Source organism: Coleofasciculus sp. G2-EDA-02, assembly GCF_040226375.1.
In the GTDB taxonomy this organism is placed as follows: Bacteria; Cyanobacteriota; Cyanobacteriia; order Cyanobacteriales; family Coleofasciculaceae; genus Coleofasciculus.
The window spans coordinates 12,113-27,936 of record NZ_JAVKEW010000091.1 but is presented as its reverse complement, the minus strand read 5'-3'; the positions used below and the strand labels follow the sequence as shown (position 1 = coordinate 27,936).

The following is a 15,824-nucleotide window of genomic DNA, read 5'->3' as shown; positions in this document are numbered from 1 at the left end:
CCAAGCTTTTACCTGAGTTAATCAGGAAGTTACCGGATGCCCTACGGTACTTATTAACTATTTAGTTTTTACAAAAAGTGCTATTCCGACTGAGAAAATCGGCATTGTACGAATTTTGGCTCGTTTGAAATCCTAGCAAGAGAAGGTACACCATTTTTGTATTTTTCAGAAGGTTTTTATATGTACAGAGTTATCACCGACAAACTCTGTTTTCTCATGTTATTATTATACCTATAATTAGCAATAAAAGCAACTAAAGTTGCTAGGCTAAACGCCTCGCTCGGTTTCATCCCTCGGATAAATCGCGAGGGCTTTCACCATTGCTTATCCTGTAAGTTTTGAGTTTCGAGTGTGTAGGGGCGGGTTTCACTACTATCTTTTCGTTTGCACCCAGATGTGACTAAACCCGCCCCGACGCATGTTTCTAAACTTCCCGTGACAAGTCAGGCAAGCCAATACCATGTCCATGCTATATAAACAGGTAATATTGGTAGTCTGTTAAAGAAACTTGAGTAAAGGGCGACCCGATAAAATTAAGTGGACACCGTTGTTACTTGATGCAAGCGGGTCGCCCCTACCGTTACAATTACAATTCAATTTCACACAATCTATCAGGATTCACAACACGGGAGGAAGTCCCACATCTCGAGGCTTGACAAACTTACCATTAAACCCAACGGCTTTCCCTTCAATCGTTCTAGCTTCGGCTAATTCTCGCCGCAGTTCTGCTTTTTCCATCCCATCCTCTGTCCCCGCAATAATATAAATCAGTAATCGGGCGGCTAAATCTCGTCCCGATACCATGATGCGCTTCTTATTTGGGTCAAATAGCACCCCATACCAAAGGGATTGCGGCGTATCTATATGACTAAATCCCCCTTCCGCGTCGTATTTACAGAGTTTCTTAAATACCGTTTTTAGCGATAACCTTTTCTGAAATACCACAATTCCTAACGCTTGGGTGAAGGCAATTTGCCCGACGGGACGGAAGAGGATATTCCCCTCACCGCCATTGTTCTCAAAGCTGAAGCGGCGTAACTGGGGGGTTTCTTCTCCTTGTTCTAACCGTTGATAACTGGGTAAGCTGGCTAAGTGGTCAAAAAACTGATTAAAGGTGTCAATTCCCGCTTCTAATTCCTCATCATCGGGACGCATCGGGATTAACCCTTTCTTCTCCGGCGGTTTCCAGTGGGGGAATTTATGTTCTAGATACCGTTGAGACATTTCAGTTAACGCCTGGAGGGTGGTTAACACGGTGGATTTTGCGGCGACGGTGGCGCTATCCCAATTGACGCGGGGGTTGCGTCCAGGGACTTCTTTTAATAAGGGATGATTAACGGCGATTTTGCGGGCGACGATGGAAAAGCCGTCATTTTCATTTAATAGCGCCAGTTGTCCTTTACTTAAGCGTAATGCCATTAAGTTGACGTGGACGAAAATAGACCGGACTCGCCGCAAGGCGGCTTCCCGGGTTTCGCCTTTGGCGACGGCGGGGATGAATTCAATGCCGATTTTTTCCTGGGCGAGACTTTGTAGGTAGGCGGGGTCGAGTTGGTATTCGTCGATTAGGTCGTCTATGGTGATCACACCGCCCACGGGTTTCTTGTTTTTGTTGTAACGTTGCAGTCTTCCGGTTTTGAGTAAGGTCATTAGTCCCTGAACACCCATGAGTCGGTGTTGACCATCAAGGGCGAAGATGGACACAGAGGGGGAGATATCTAGGAGTCCCACGGTTTGGTTTTGGTCGAGGGGAATGAAATCTGCGGCGGATTGGCGGGCGCGTCCTTGTTTATCCCATTCCTTGGCTTTGGGATTATCTACCCAGGTGGGACTGTGGACGACGAGAACGGCGGGGAATTTATGGGCTTGGCGGGCGGCGAGGTATTGGGTGAGGGGGGCTTGACGCGACCAGTCTAGGGGTCGTTGGAGGATTTCATCGACGGTTTCTTCATCCCGGATGACGTTGTCGGTTTGGGGGTCGAATTTTTGCCGGAATAGGGGGAGTTGGGAGGCGAAGCGGACTCGGCTATCTAACCATTCTAGGGTGACAGATCCGATAAAGGCTTCGGTACTCCCCATCTGGGTTTTTTGGACTAGGAGGCGATCGCTTCTGGCTAAGTGGCGATCCAATAGCAGGGCTAGCGCCTGTCGATCCTGGCTGTCTTGTTCCAGGATTTGGCTGGCGATGTCTGCTTTTGGCTTGTCGGGGCTATTCATCTGTTTTATAATATTTTAGTCTGTTTTTAAAAATAACTGGTTTAATATTTTTATGTCAAATAGGTTTTTAAAAACTAAAATTGTGTCATACTAGGTATGTCACCTGTGAGGGTTTGTAGGGGCGGGTTTAACTACATCCGTGTCACTTGAGGTGAAAACCCCTACTGGTAAGCATAGGGGAAGTGTACCCCCACTCCGGAATCCCCCCTAGCCCCCCTTTGAAAGGGGGGAATAAATAAAGGGGAAATATTGGGGGGACTCCCCTCTTGCTTGTCACCGATAACTGACCCCAAATTGGAGTGAATAAAATGAATGATTTAGTAAAAGTATTAGATCCGAATTCTATCGAGGCGTATCGGACACGAGTGCAATTCCTCGCAGGTGAGTTGAAAGCTGCTAAAAATCAAGTTGCGCGTGTGAATATTGCATTAATGTTAGCGGATGCAGCAACAACATTAGCACGCCTGGAACACGATGAATTACAAAACCAAAATTCCTAATCAGTAAATGGATGAAAATCAACTAAACTCTATTCCGTTTTGTCAATATTCCTCAAACTAGGACGAATGACAAATGACCAATGACAAAGGACTAATTCCTTCTTTCGAGTACGTTTTACCCGCCATTCGAGGGATTCAAGCGGGACGGGAATATTATGTGTCGATGTGTCCAGTGCGATTTATTCCTAAGCTGTTTGCGAGGGAGGATGAAGAGAATTCGCCGGATCAGAGAGTGGCGCGATCGCTAAATTTTAAACGAGTCCCAGATATGGCGAACTATATCTTGAATAATCCTGATAATTATACCGTTTCAGCGATTACCGCCGCGATTGATGCTGATATTAATTTTGAACCGATTGGTACAGAGAAAGAAGGGCGAAAAATGGGGCGATTACGAGTTCCCATGGATGCGCGATTTCAGATTACTGATGGACAACATCGCTGCGCGGCGTTTGAGTGGGCGCTGAAGCAGAATCCAGCGCTGGGGTATGAGACGGTGGCGGTTATTTTAGTGTTGGATATTGGGTTGCGCTATTCCCAGCAGATGTTTTTGGATCTCAACGGTTATGGGGTTCATCCTGATGCTTCATTGGCGATTCTCTATGATCATCGCCATCCCCAAGGGACTGTGGTCAAAGCAGTGATTAGAAATATTAATGTGTTCCGAAGCCTAACAGATAGGGAACATCGGACATTAGCCGCGCGATCGGGGAAGCTATTTACTCTGCATACGCTATATAATGCTACGTCTATGCTGTTGGCGGATTGGCAGACGGCTGAATTGGATCAGCAGATTGATTTGGCAATTCGGTATTGGCAAGCGGTGAGTTATTGTATTCCAGATTGGGAGGCGGTGAGACAACGGACTTTAAGCGCCAGGGAGATGCGACAGGATTATGTCAATAGTGATGGGATCGCGCTTTTGGGATTAGGGGCGGTAGGGTCAGTGTTACTCTCGGTTTATCCGAATAGCTGGGAGGAACGTTTGCAGGAATTGCGGCGGATTGATTGGTCGCGTTCTAATCCCGATTGGGAGGGGCGAATTATGGTCAAGGGTCAGATTGCGCGATCGCGAACCAGTGTTAGGCGCATGGTGGCTTATTTGAAAGGGTATTTAGGTTTACCGTTAACCTCACAGGAGGAAGAGTTAAAAAATGCTAGTGGTTTAGTTAAACGGAGTTAGAAGATTGGATGAGATTAAAATGATCACCACTATTTACATCCAGCCTAACTTTGTCTTAGCTGCATTCACCGCTATTCTTATAGGGCTGGCACTGGCTGAAATTTTATAAGGTTTAGATGGGTTTGTGGGATTAGGGTCTTTTTTTATAATATTTCCCTGCCAAATTTCACTTGCTGTTGACCAATCAAGTTGGGCAAGTTGTAATACTTTTTCTATGTCAAATGTATAAATGCCTCGGTTCAATGTTAAGTAGAGCAAGCGTCCAAGAATTTCTAGTCCGACACTCCTCCCTAAAATACAGTCTTCTTTGAATGCACCAATGTCTTCAACCGTCAAGTCTTCAACATTAGTTTCACAAATATCTTGCGTTTGACTGCATTCTGAGAAAAACTGATTGAGGCAACTTGTTAAGGCGTCAGAGGCTTGATCAACGTCATGTTCTTTTAGAGCATGATTCGGATCATTAGCAAAGGCACAACTGACCAATTTAGCTATATAATTCGTTGTGTAAATCAATTTCTTTTTCGTAGATGGAGAATTCTTAATGCGTTCCGTCTTATCTTCAAACATGGGAACTTGCTCGATTAAATTTTTGGTAATGCCAACTGTACCCTCAAATTCACCAAAGGACAAAAGTAAAGATTTATCCAATGCTTTAGTTTGAGCCATATCTCTAAAATCAGTCTGACACTGGCTAAAATTTTCCTCTAAAACCAGTGTTATGGGAAAATCATTATCAGCAACTGACTCGCCATCAGGACTTTCTATGAGTTCGTGAATTGCACGCTTGCGATGCTGTCCATCCGTAACATCTAACTTAACCCCACGAGGAATGATGACTAGACAAATTCCCCTTCCCAATTCGATTACCTCAATTTTTTCTGGATCAACATTGGCAGTTAGGGTGCCGACAATCCAGGGTTTATCTTTACCAACACGATTTAGGATATATTGTTTGATTTCATCAGTATGTCCTTTTACTTCTGGGCGATTTTTACCAGAATCAGGATTGTTATCTGTGGAGGGTTTGGCTTGAAGCAGAGTAGGCAAATTATCGGCAGGAACGTTAATCTGGATCATTCGACGCTTGCCCTGCCGGAAAATCAGCCCAGGATAGCACTTTTGACGGTGATGCTTGGCAAAGTACGGCTCAAGCACTTCATCAAGCGGCTGATTGGATTCAGACTGGAGGAGGTTGTAATCAGACATATAAACCCATAAAATCAGTGAAGCATTATGTATCTATTCTAATTATGACTCGCTGGAAACGGAAACCGAGAAAACACGGACTTTGAACGATGACACAAGCCCATCAGACGTCTCTCTTCCCACCACGCACTGTGGCTGAGTTAGTGGAAGATATACAGAAACTAACAGCAGAAATCCAAGATTTATACTGTCAAGATGAAATACCCTTCGTTATTGGCTGGAGTGGTGGAAAAGATAGTACAGCCGTACTTCAATTAATCTGGAATGCGATCGCAGCGTTGCCAGGGGAAAAACGGACAAAAACGATTTACGTTATCACAACAGACACACGGGTAGAAAATCCGATTGTCTCTACCTGGGTTCGTAAATCTTTGGAAAGAATGAAGCAGGCGGCAAAAGAGCAAGAAATGCCGATAGAACCCCATTTGCTCTACCCGAAAACTGAACAAACCTTTTGGGTAAACTTAATTGGGAAAGGATATCCAGCACCGCGCAACCAATTTCGTTGGTGTACCGAACGCCTCAAAATTCATCCGGCGAACCATTTTATCCGTGAAGTTGTTCGAGTGAATGGTGAAACAATTCTGGTTTTGGGTACTCGTAAGGCAGAAAGTGCTAAACGTGCTGCCACAATGGAAAAGTATCAAGCGGGTAGACTTCGCGATCGCCTCAGCCCTAATGGTAGTTTACCAAACTCTCTAATTTACTCTCCTATTGAAGATTGGCGCAACGATGAAGTTTGGCTTTATTTGATGCAGTGGCAAAATCCTTGGGGTAATAACAACAAAGACTTATTTTCCATGTATCAGGGGGCGACAGCTGATAATGAATGTCCTTTAGTTGTTGATACCTCAACACCTAGCTGTGGTGATTCGCGGTTTGGCTGTTGGGTTTGCACAATGGTTAATAAAGATAAGTCCATGGAGGCGATGATCCAAAATGACGAGGAGAAAGAGTGGATGCAGCCTCTCCTTGATATTCGCAATGAATTGGATATTAAAAACGATAACGACAAGAGAGACTTCCGCCGCATTTATGGTATAGTCGAACTATTTGAACGCAATGTTGATGGTGAAATCTCAGTTAAACCGATTCATGGTCCCTATACGAAATACTGGCGGGAACATTGGTTAAGGCGAGTATTAGAAGCCCAAACCCATGTCCGGAATACTGCGCCCCCAGATATGCGTGATATCACTCTGATTACTCTAGAGGAACTTAGTGAAATTCGCCGTATCTGGTTAGAAGAAAAGCATGAATTTGACGACAGCTTACCTCGTATCTATGAAGAGGTTACAGGCGAACCCTTCCAAGATTCCCGCCCTAGCGCCGAACGCAAACTTTTGGGTAGTGATGAATGGACAGTCTTAGAAGAAATCTGTGATGCGGATGAAATGCATCTGGAACTCATGGCAAAACTTCTGGACACTGAACGCCAATATCAGACTAAATCCCGGCGCGGTATCTATGAAGCGATAGAAAAATGCTTTAATAGCAGTTCGCGTTCTAGAGAAGACGCGATTGAACATGCCTACTATCAGCGCCAACTCAAAAATGTCGCCAAAAATGTTGAAAATAATGATTCAGTAGGTCATGATGTTAGGGAATTTTGGGATAACAAGAATAAGCAGACTCAACCCAAACAGTTAACGTTTGCTAGCTTGAAGTTTCCAGAACAAAATTCAGAGGATATTGAAGATGAAGATTAAGCTGTAATGCATTTAAATTGGGTATTAGCAGCGAGCAAGATGCTCGCATTACAATGACTCGCAATTCTTGACATTATGGTTTAAATGCTGAACAGCTTAGGACATAGATAGCTTTCCTGTAAGGGGGCTGGGGAGTTAGTTTTTCGCCTTGTTGCGACTAGGTGCTGTGAGCTAACCCCACTTCTTCAAATTTCCTGATTATAACCCTATATCTCAACTAAGAAATTAAAATGATATTCCTGGAACTCATCCTGGAAAACTTTGGTCCATATTTAGGGCGACAAGCAATCAATCTCCGTCCCGAAACCAATGATTCTACTCGTCCAATTATTCTCCTGGGCGGGATGAATGGTGGTGGTAAAACAACCCTGATGGACGCTATTCGCCTTACCCTCTATGGTTCCCGCGCCCAATGTTCCACCAGAGGCAATTTAAGCTATAGCGACTTTCTCAACCAGTGCGTTAACCGCAATATTCTCCCCACGGAAAAAAGCCGTATAGAATTGGCTTTTGAAGCCGTAGAAGACGATAAACCCAGGATTATCAGAATTATCCGCTATTGGACGAAAGAACCCAAAGATGGTAAAGATACTTTGTGTATTTTAGTCGATGAAGAGTGGCCCGATATAGCTCTGGCAAATACCTGGGATGATTATATCGAAAATCTGCTTCCCTTGGGTATTTCAAACTTATTTCTCTTTGATGGGGAACAAGTCAAAGCACTAGCTGAACTAGAAACTCCACCCCTGCTAGTAGTTAGTGCAATTAAATCCCTCCTCGGTTTAGAACTTGCTGAACGCCTATCCACAGATTTAGATATTCTCGCTAGTCGTAAGCGCCGGGACATTACCAATCAGAAAGTAATAGAAACCTTAGATAAAATTGAAACCAAGCTAATTGAGCAAAAAGCAAAGCTAGAAATTGCTAGCCAAGATGTAGACACCCTAGAATCCCAAGTCAAAGATGCCGAAAAACAGCAACAGTTAGCTTCAGATAAATTTGTCTCCGAAGGGGGTAAACTTGCCAGCGAACGCAGTCAACTGGAAGCCCAATCGGAAACGCTGATTGAACAAGCAAATCAGGTGCGTCAAGAGATGCGAGACTTGGCGGCTGGTGTGCTTCCTCTCTCTTTGATTTCCCCGTTGCTAGAACAAGCGAAATTTCAAGCGGAACAGGAACAAAAACAGCACCAAGCTAAACTGACACGGGATGTATTAAAAGAACGGGATGTTCGGTTAATTCAGTATATCAAAAAGATTTCCTTGACACCTAAGCGAGTCAATCAGATTCAATCGTTTCTAGAGAGTGAAAACCAAGAACTGGATCAAGAAATTGCCGCCCAAGAGGAACCGTGGTTATTAGCAGATGAACCGGCTATCACTCGCCTAGAAACCCTGCTAAAGTATGAACTGTCAACTGCACAAAAGAACGCCCAAAGCCAACGAGAACGTCTGCAAACCCTAGAAACGGATATTGATGCCTTGGATCGGCAAATTGCTACCGCCGCGTCTCCTGAAGCATACAACGCCCTGAAACAGGCATTTACTGACGCCCAAAATCAAGTGATTAAGGTTAAAGCGGCTTACGAAAATGCTTCTCGCCGCTGTGATGAAATAGATCGTCAAATTAGGGAAACGAAAAAAGAGTTAGAAACTTATGCTGATGAAACGATTAAACTGAACAATAATCAGCATATTATTAATTCGATTGCCAAGGTGCAAACCACATTGGAATTATTTCGGGAGAAATTAACTCTGAAAAAACTCAACAAACTGGAAATCGAAGTTACCGAATGCTTCCGTTATCTGCTGCATAAATCGGACTTAGTTCACCGCGTCGCTATTGACACCCAAAGCTTTAGTCTTTCTCTCTATGATCCAGAAGGACAACCGATTCCCAAACACCGTCTCTCGGCGGGTGAAAAACAACTGTTAGCGATTTCCTTTCTTTGGGGACTTGCCCGGGTTTCTGGGCGTCATCTTCCAGTAGCGATTGATACACCGTTGGGACGGTTAGATTCCTCTCACCGTAGTAATTTAGTGGAACGGTATTTCCCCACGGCGTCTCATCAAGTTATCCTGTTATCGACGGATACTGAGATTGGAGAAACTGAGGTGAAACGCCTGCGCGAATTAGACGCTATTGCCCAAGAGTATTGCCTTAATTATGACCCCAAAGAACGGCAAACCGTGGTGGAAGCGGGTTATTTTTGGTAAGGATTGTGGGAGAATGGGTTGGGGTGGTTTCGCGATCGCGTTGACTTGTGCTGATTCCTATCTGGGTTAACTAGAAGGTAGAGGGCACAAGGCAGAAGGGATAGAACGAAAAAGTACCCTAGGGCACAGCCTTTCTGGGCACAGCCTTTCTGGGCGCAAGCCTTTCTGGGCGCAAGCCTTGCGCCCCTACACCCCACACCCTGGGTTATTTGGCATTTCCCGGTTTGTTCAACGTCGCCAAATATTTACTCAACGCTTCTCCTAACTCTTGTTCTGGGGTTTTCTTTTTCGCTGGAGGTTTTTTCGTCGGCGCAAAGCCGCCAAAGAACCACATCCAAAATAGGGCATACATTGCAATCATTAAAAAACCAGACATCATAACCGTAAATCCTAAAAGACACTCGTGAAACAAGTCTGCTGAAATTTTTCAAGATAAAATAAATTCTATCCGGATCAAAAGTCAGCTAGTTAGCACCCTCTTTTAGCGATTTCAATACGATTTTATCCTCTATTATTTCAATAGTCTGGTTTCCGACCTGAATTTGAGGATTAAATTGAGTTAAGAGAACCTCAACCTCAGGCGCTGTCCCCGATTGAACTGTCATCACCACAATAAAGCGATCGCGCCCTGTCGCTTGAATCATTCCCCCTGTCTCGCTGGGGATAAATTCCAGCGTCACATCAGAAGGTGTAATAAAGGTTCCCTGCATCGTCGCCCCGGATTCCGCCTCAAGGATAAACTGTTGACCCTGAATCGTCACGTTTTCCTGGGTATGCATAATCCAGATTTGATCCAGTTTTTCGGCTTCAACTACTTGATCCACCAGGACAAACAACCCCGGTACACGGGATGCACCACTATAATCCACCGCTAGCGATCGCAACCAGTTATTGTGTTGTAAACTAACCATACCCGACCCATCAGCACTTGAGAGAAATCCGGTTAAGTTCGCCGTATTCCCTGCCTGTTTTTCCGGTAGCAACACCACATTTTCATCCCTCTGTGTCCCATCAGATGCGACTCCAGCCGTCGCCCAGCGCCCTCCTAATCCCCAAATCCGGAAACTCCCCGCATCGGGAAATGACCAATGTCCGCCTCTGGGTTTCTCTCGCTTGACAAAAATACGGAACCAGGCTTTAAGGTTTATGATACCTGCTTTTTTGCCTCGTGTTAATAGGTCTGACTTTTCACGGCATGTGGCGCAACGCGAGTGTTGCATTGTGTAGGGGCGGGTTTCACTACTATCTTTTCGGTGACACCCGGATGTGACTAAACCCGCCCCTACTCAGGTTTCTTGCATTAATTAACAACGCTAGAAACAGGGCGGGTTTACCTAAGTTACCAGTTTTTGCTGACAGGTTATCGGTAAAACCCGCCCCTACAAACCGTCGGTTTGCCCTCTCCTTAAATTTAACTTGACACCACAGCACGTTAGTGATAATAACCATGCCGGCAAATAGTTCTGCTATTCATAACCGATACCACTCTTATCCAAGGAACGTTCAGACGTAAATTAAAATTAATTAAACCTAAATTAGCCATCGTTTTTTATAATTTTATAACGTCAATGAAAAAAATACTGGCACAGGATGCAGATGAGGCGAATCTCTTCCACAGTTTTCAGGAGTTTGGCTTAGATATAGGGCAAATTGCCAATTTTTTAGCCAATCCGCATCTGAGAAATATTTTGGGGCGAGTGTTGGAGTGCATTTATGTTGGTGGGAAGTCCCTGGTAAACAGGAAGTAAGTAGTGGCATGGCACAGCTAAAATTGTGGAATAGGTTGTAGGTTGGATTGACGCCTGTTACTAGGGCAGAATATAGGACTCGCATCCCTTACTACAAGCCGGAATATAGTATATAATTTTAGCCAATCTGAATCAGGGAGTACCCCCCCATGAAATCTGCTTGGTTGTGTTGGCGCTGGCTTTTTGTCCTTCTCTCGATAATCCAAGGGATTCTTAGTACAATCGCTATGCTGGCGTCAAGTTCTCCCGTGCTAGCTGAACCGATTACCGCAGCCTCCGATGATACAGGGACAATTGTTACGCCGAATGGAAATCAGTTTGATATTTCGGGGGGTAGTCTTTCTGGAGATAATGCAAATCTATTTCACAGTTTCCAGGACTTTGGCTTAGAGGCGGGTCAAATTGCTAACTTTCTGGCGAATCCGAATCTAATAAATATCCTGGGACGAGTGATAGGAGATAATCCCTCCCTGATTAATGGCTTGATTCAAGTCACCGGGGGAATGCCGAACTTGTATTTGATGAATCCATCGGGATTTGTGTTTGGCAATGGGGCTAGTCTCAATGTCCCGGCTGATTTTATGGCAACAACGGCGACAGGAATTGGTTTTGGTAATAATCTTTGGTTCAATTCCTTGGGAGAGAATCACTATCAGCAGTTAGTTGGGACGCCTAATCAGTTTGCGTTTGATATACCCGAACCTGGTAGTATTGTCAATGCTGGAAATTTAGTCGTTTCTGAAGCGCAAAGTTTAACTTTACTCGGTGGCAATGTTATTAATACAGGACAATTAACGGCACCGGCAGGACAGATTACTGTTGCGGCGGTATCGGGTTCAAATTTAGTCAAGATTTCTCAAGTGGGTCATTTACTTTCATTTGAAGTGGTACCCCAAACGACTGATGATGGTCAGGTTTTACCGATTACACCTTTGGATTTAGCCAGTTTATTAACTGGTTCAGAACCATTAGAGACAGGGGTTGAAGTGACCTCCGCCACAGAGGTGCAATTGGCAGATTCTCAGATCATTTTACCCAAAGAAGCGGGAGTGGCGATAGTATCCGGTACAATTGATGTTTCAACTATCGCGCATCCGCCTTTATCTTCAATCGGCGGTGAAGTGAATGTTATTGGCGATAAGGTGGGTTTAATTGATGCCATTATTGATGCATCGGGGACAAATGGCGGCGGTACGGTACGAATTGGTGGAGGGTATCAAGGTCAGGAAACGCTTTTGAATGCCAAGCGCACGTTTGTGAATCATGACTCCCAAATTAATGCTAATGCATTGAGTCAAGGAAATGGCGGACAAGTGATTTTATGGGCAGATGAAATCACTCAATTCTATGGCAGTATCAGTGCTGAAGGGGGTAAGCAGTCGGGGAATGGCGGTTTTGTCGAAGTGTCGGGTTTAGAGTATTTAGACTTTGGCGGAGATGTGACGACTTTATCCCCCCAAGGTAATCCGGGAATGCTTTTACTTGATCCGTTTGATTTAGAAATTGTGGCGGCGCAGGAGACAGTAAAGGAATTAAATCAGGTTGATGAATTTGCTGATCCACCCAATACCGGAATCACTAGGATAAATGCTGAGCTGATTAACAATGCCCAAACCAATGTTACATTGCAAGCCACCAACACTATTACGTTTACAGAAGCTGTAAATATGGTGACATCGGGCGTTGGTTTAACTGCTCAAGCTAATAACAATATTGATGTTAATGCCGAGATAACAACAAATTTAGGTAACGTTGTCCTTATAGCTGATAGTGATAATAATGGTCAAGGTCGGGTTGCTATTAATGCACCCATTCAGACTACAGGGGGAGATATCACTATCCAAGCTAATGATAATGCAGACAATACAGGGAGCATCATCGTTAATGGTGAACTAAATTCCGGTGGTGGGGTGATTAATCTCAATGGTACGAGTACTGATGGTAGGGGTTTACAAATTGAAGCCGCGATTAATTCTCAGGGTGGAGAGATTACCATCCAAGGCAGGGGTCGTAATACAAGTGTAGGCAACAATAATGCTGAGGGAATTAATCTGGTGGGTCGTGGACAAATTACTTCTGAGGGCGGTAATATTACCCTGAGTGGAACGGCTAACCAATCTGAGGGCATTGAGTTTGATGCGGGAGTCAACTCTGGTGGTGGTAGAATCGCGATTACGGGAGTCAGTGAAGGGTTTAATGGTCTTAGGATTCAGAGTCCGATTCGTTCAGAGGGTGGCGCGATAACGATTAATGGTACGAGTATAGCTGACATCGGGGTTAATGTTGAACAAGATATTGAATCCGAGGGTGGAACGATTACGATAGAAGGGGCGAGTACGAATCAACAAGGGATCAGAGTTGAAGACGCGATCGCATCCCAAGATGGTACGATTACTCTACAAGGAACTAGCACCGATGATGCAGGTATTTTGCTGCAAGGAACAATCGAATCCGATAGTGGAACTATTTCTCTAATCGCTGATAAAATTCATCTGGACGCGGGAAATTCGATAACAGGTACAAGTCGCCTAAATTTACAGCCGTTAACCCCCAATCTAGCTTTAGAAATTGGCGGAACGGGAGATCCAATTACGGTTTTCCTCAACAGTGACGAACTGCAAACCCTCTCCAACACGTTCACAACTATTAATATTGGACGCGCCGACGGTAGTGGTGCGATTACCTTAGCGGCTGATACTCAGTTTAACACCCCACTCACACTACAATCTCCCACAGGTTCAGGTTCAATTGACACGCAAGGATTTAGTCTTACCACACCCGATAATACCTCGATTACCTTACAGGCAAACCAAGACATTCGCACGGGCGATATTATTAATCCCGGTGGGAAAACTGAGATTACCAGTATCGGGGGGGGTGAAATTAACCTGCTAATGAGTGGGAATTTTTCCCTCTCCAATCCCACTCTATCCACGGCTGGGGGTAACGTTACCTTAGCCAGTCCGGGAATCATCACGGCTGCGGGTTCTGGGTCAATTCAAACCCGTGGCGGCGATATTATCATCGAGGCGACTGAGATTAATCTGCCCACAATTAACTTGGATTCGAGTAACCCGAATGATACGGGAGGTAATATTAACCTAACCGCGACTACCGGGGCAATTTCTACCCGCGACTTAAATAGTTCTGGACTCAGTGGTGGTGAGATTTTCTTAAATGCAATTACAGCGATTACCACAGCAACTATTAACAGTAGTGGCAGTATTAATGATGGCGGTGATGTCACACTTGACCCCAGTGGGGATATTCAAATTGGACAGCTTAATGCTGAAGGTGGCGATAATGGCATCGGTGGTACAGTAGAGATTACCACCGGACAATTCTTCAGCGCCACCAATAGCTTCAGCAATCGCAATGAAATTGAAACCAGTCTCTCCACGGCGGGGGGTAACGGTGGCGGTGGGATTACGATTCGCCATGGTGGAAATGGCGAAATTCCTTTTATTGTCGGAGATGCAACCACGAATGGCACAGTCGGGGCAATTTCCAGTGGTGAATTTACGATTAATTTAGGCGAATCTTTTCTCTTTACCCAGACTGAAGGAAATCTGCAAATTATTAGTGTTGACCGTCCAGAAAACCCGCCCCCAGAAAACCCGCCCCCAAATAACCCCTCTCCTGATGACCCATCCCCAGATGACCAACCCCCTAATCCTGAAATCAATCCCGTCAATCTACTAAAATTGCCTGAAGACCCACCGCCAATACTTCAATCTCAACTTCCTGCCCTAGAATTGGATATCGTGGCAGAAGTTGAAGACTATTTTACCCGTCAGTACGAAGATTATTTGGGGCTTTTTGATACTCCGCTTATCACCCTAGCCCAATCCAAAGCTATCCTCAACCGAATTGAACAAGCAACGGGAACTAAACCTGCATTATTGTACGCTGTATTTGTCCCCAGTAACGCCTCCTCGCTAACACCAACCGCCGGATTGAATCAAAACCAAAAACCAGGAAGTTCTGAGACGGAACGCGACAGGAGTCAGGATCAATTGGAATTGATTATTGTCACCGCTGAGGGGAAACCTATACGACGTTCTGTACCCGGTGCGACACGAGAAAAGGTTCTCAATACCAGTCAAGAGTTGCGTCGCGCTGTGACCAGTGTTAGTATTCCTCGTCCTTACTTACCCTTAGCGCAACAACTCTATCAATGGTTAGTTGCACCCGTTGAATCGGAGTTAAATACGCAGGAAATTAATACAATTGCTTTTCTTGTGGATAGCGGTTTGCGTTCACTACCCATGGCAATTTTACATGATGGAAATGGGTTTCTATTGGAGAGATACAATATTAATTTAATGCCTAGTATCTCTTTAACCGATACTCGCTACGTGGATGTGAGAAATCTGGAAGTCTTGGCGATGGGGGCGTCTGAATTTACGGATCAAAATCCCTTACCTGCTGTCCCGGTGGAATTATCAACAATTACTGAGAAAATTTGGCAGGGTGAATCGTTTCTTAATTCTAGGTTTACCCTAGACAACCTGAAAGCAGTTCGCAATCGAACTCCCTTTGGTATCCTTCACTTAGCCACCCACGGTGAGTTTAAATCCGGTAAACCGGAAAACTCTTATATCCAGTTTTGGGATACTAAGCTATCCCTTGACCAAATCCGAGAACTGGGGTTAAGTAATCCACCTGTGGAACTGATGGTATTAAGCGCCTGTCGCACAGCGTTAGGCGATGAGGAGGCGGAGTTAGGATTTACTGGATTAGCGGTACAAGCCGGGGTAAAATCAGCCTTGGGAAGTCTTTGGTATGTCAGCGATGAAGGAACATTGGGATTAATGACTACATTTTATTCCCAGTTAAAGCAAGTTCCGATTAAAGCTGAAGCCCTGCGACAAGCACAGTTAGCTATGATTCGGGGCGAGGTGCGCTTAGAAGATGGTCAATTGGTGACTCCGAATGGTACGATTCTTTTACCGCCCCAGTTAACTGAATTACCCGATAGAGAATTGACTCATCCTTATTATTGGAGTGCATTTACTTTAGTCGGAAGTCCGTGGTAAAAA

The 15,824-nt window shown here is 44.7% G+C and carries 11 protein-coding genes; 6 read left to right on the top strand and 5 right to left on the bottom strand.

What is annotated here, in order from left to right; translation table 11 throughout:
* Positions 1-618: 618 nt before the first annotated feature.
* A complete protein-coding gene (locus RLO19_RS09955) occupies positions 619-2,217 on the bottom strand; it encodes a DGQHR domain-containing protein (RefSeq protein WP_446355987.1) in 1,599 nt (532 codons plus the stop codon).
* A gap of 308 nt (positions 2,218-2,525) precedes the next feature.
* On the opposite strand from RLO19_RS09955, the gene RLO19_RS09950 reads away from it, so the two are divergent.
* The gene (locus RLO19_RS09950; protein ID WP_446355985.1) at positions 2,526-2,717 is read left to right on the top strand and encodes a hypothetical protein; all 192 of its coding nucleotides are present in this window, start codon (positions 2,526-2,528) and stop codon (positions 2,715-2,717) included.
* 73 nt (positions 2,718-2,790) lie between these two features.
* The gene (dndB, locus tag RLO19_RS09945; RefSeq protein WP_446355983.1) at positions 2,791-3,900 is read left to right on the top strand and encodes a DNA sulfur modification protein DndB; all 1,110 of its coding nucleotides are present in this window, start codon (positions 2,791-2,793) and stop codon (positions 3,898-3,900) included.
* Between the two features lie 33 nt (positions 3,901-3,933).
* Here the strand turns inward: dndB and RLO19_RS09940 are convergent, their stop codons facing one another.
* Positions 3,934-5,109 (bottom strand): DNA sulfur modification protein DndB, encoded by a 1,176-nt coding sequence (locus RLO19_RS09940; RefSeq protein ID WP_446355981.1) that lies wholly within the window; start codon positions 5,107-5,109, stop codon positions 3,934-3,936.
* Positions 5,110-5,198: 89 nt separating this feature from the next.
* Between RLO19_RS09940 and dndC the strand changes: the two genes are divergently transcribed.
* Together dndC and dndD are read left to right on the top strand one after the other, a co-directional pair.
* Positions 5,199-6,818: a DNA phosphorothioation system sulfurtransferase DndC gene (dndC, locus tag RLO19_RS09935; protein ID WP_446355979.1), complete on the top strand. Its 1,620-nt coding sequence runs from the start codon at positions 5,199-5,201 to the stop codon at positions 6,816-6,818.
* A gap of 230 nt (positions 6,819-7,048) precedes the next feature.
* Positions 7,049-9,034 carry a DNA sulfur modification protein DndD gene (gene dndD, locus RLO19_RS09930; RefSeq protein ID WP_446355977.1) on the top strand — a complete coding sequence of 662 codons (1,986 nt, stop codon included), beginning with the start codon at positions 7,049-7,051 and terminating at the stop codon, positions 9,032-9,034.
* Positions 9,035-9,239: 205 nt separating this feature from the next.
* On the opposite strand, the gene RLO19_RS09925 is transcribed toward dndD, so the two are convergent.
* From RLO19_RS09925 to RLO19_RS09915, 3 genes are all read right to left on the bottom strand, one after another.
* On the bottom strand, positions 9,240-9,413 hold the full coding sequence (locus RLO19_RS09925; protein WP_446334757.1) for a hypothetical protein: 174 nt from the start codon (positions 9,411-9,413) through the stop codon (positions 9,240-9,242).
* Positions 9,414-9,498: 85 nt separating this feature from the next.
* Positions 9,499-10,254, bottom strand: a complete 756-nt coding sequence (locus tag RLO19_RS09920; protein ID WP_446355975.1) for a hypothetical protein — start codon at positions 10,252-10,254, stop codon at positions 9,499-9,501.
* 22 nt (positions 10,255-10,276) lie between these two features.
* Positions 10,277-10,483 (bottom strand): hypothetical protein, encoded by a 207-nt coding sequence (locus tag RLO19_RS09915; protein ID WP_446355973.1) that lies wholly within the window; start codon positions 10,481-10,483, stop codon positions 10,277-10,279.
* A 119-nt stretch (positions 10,484-10,602) separates the two neighbouring features.
* Here RLO19_RS09915 and RLO19_RS09910 point away from each other — a divergent pair, with 119 nt between their 5' ends.
* Positions 10,603-10,782, top strand: coding sequence for a hypothetical protein (locus tag RLO19_RS09910; RefSeq protein WP_446355991.1), 180 nt, complete (start codon positions 10,603-10,605; stop codon positions 10,780-10,782).
* Positions 10,783-10,931: 149 nt separating this feature from the next.
* Entirely contained in the window at positions 10,932-15,821 is a 4,890-nt protein-coding gene (locus RLO19_RS09905; protein ID WP_446355972.1) for a CHAT domain-containing protein, read from the top strand.
* The last annotated feature ends 3 nt before the right edge of the window (positions 15,822-15,824 follow it).

What these genes read in the sequence shown, in the direction of transcription:
- RLO19_RS09955 (WP_446355987.1), bottom strand. Translation starts at nt 2,217, where the DNA reads ATGAATAGCCCCGACAAGCCAAAAGCAGACATCGCCAGCCAAATCCTG.
- RLO19_RS09950 (WP_446355985.1), top strand. Translation starts at nt 2,526, where the DNA reads ATGAATGATTTAGTAAAAGTATTAGATCCGAATTCTATCGAGGCGTAT.
- dndB (WP_446355983.1), top strand. Translation starts at nt 2,791, where the DNA reads ATGACCAATGACAAAGGACTAATTCCTTCTTTCGAGTACGTTTTACCC.
- RLO19_RS09940 (WP_446355981.1), bottom strand. Translation starts at nt 5,109, where the DNA reads ATGTCTGATTACAACCTCCTCCAGTCTGAATCCAATCAGCCGCTTGAT.
- dndC (WP_446355979.1), top strand. Translation starts at nt 5,199, where the DNA reads ATGACACAAGCCCATCAGACGTCTCTCTTCCCACCACGCACTGTGGCT.
- dndD (WP_446355977.1), top strand. Translation starts at nt 7,049, where the DNA reads ATGATATTCCTGGAACTCATCCTGGAAAACTTTGGTCCATATTTAGGG.
- RLO19_RS09925 (WP_446334757.1), bottom strand. Translation starts at nt 9,413, where the DNA reads ATGATGTCTGGTTTTTTAATGATTGCAATGTATGCCCTATTTTGGATG.
- RLO19_RS09920 (WP_446355975.1), bottom strand. Translation starts at nt 10,254, where the DNA reads ATGCAACACTCGCGTTGCGCCACATGCCGTGAAAAGTCAGACCTATTA.
- RLO19_RS09915 (WP_446355973.1), bottom strand. Translation starts at nt 10,483, where the DNA reads ATGGTTATTATCACTAACGTGCTGTGGTGTCAAGTTAAATTTAAGGAG.
- RLO19_RS09910 (WP_446355991.1), top strand. Translation starts at nt 10,603, where the DNA reads ATGAAAAAAATACTGGCACAGGATGCAGATGAGGCGAATCTCTTCCAC.
- RLO19_RS09905 (WP_446355972.1), top strand. Translation starts at nt 10,932, where the DNA reads ATGAAATCTGCTTGGTTGTGTTGGCGCTGGCTTTTTGTCCTTCTCTCG.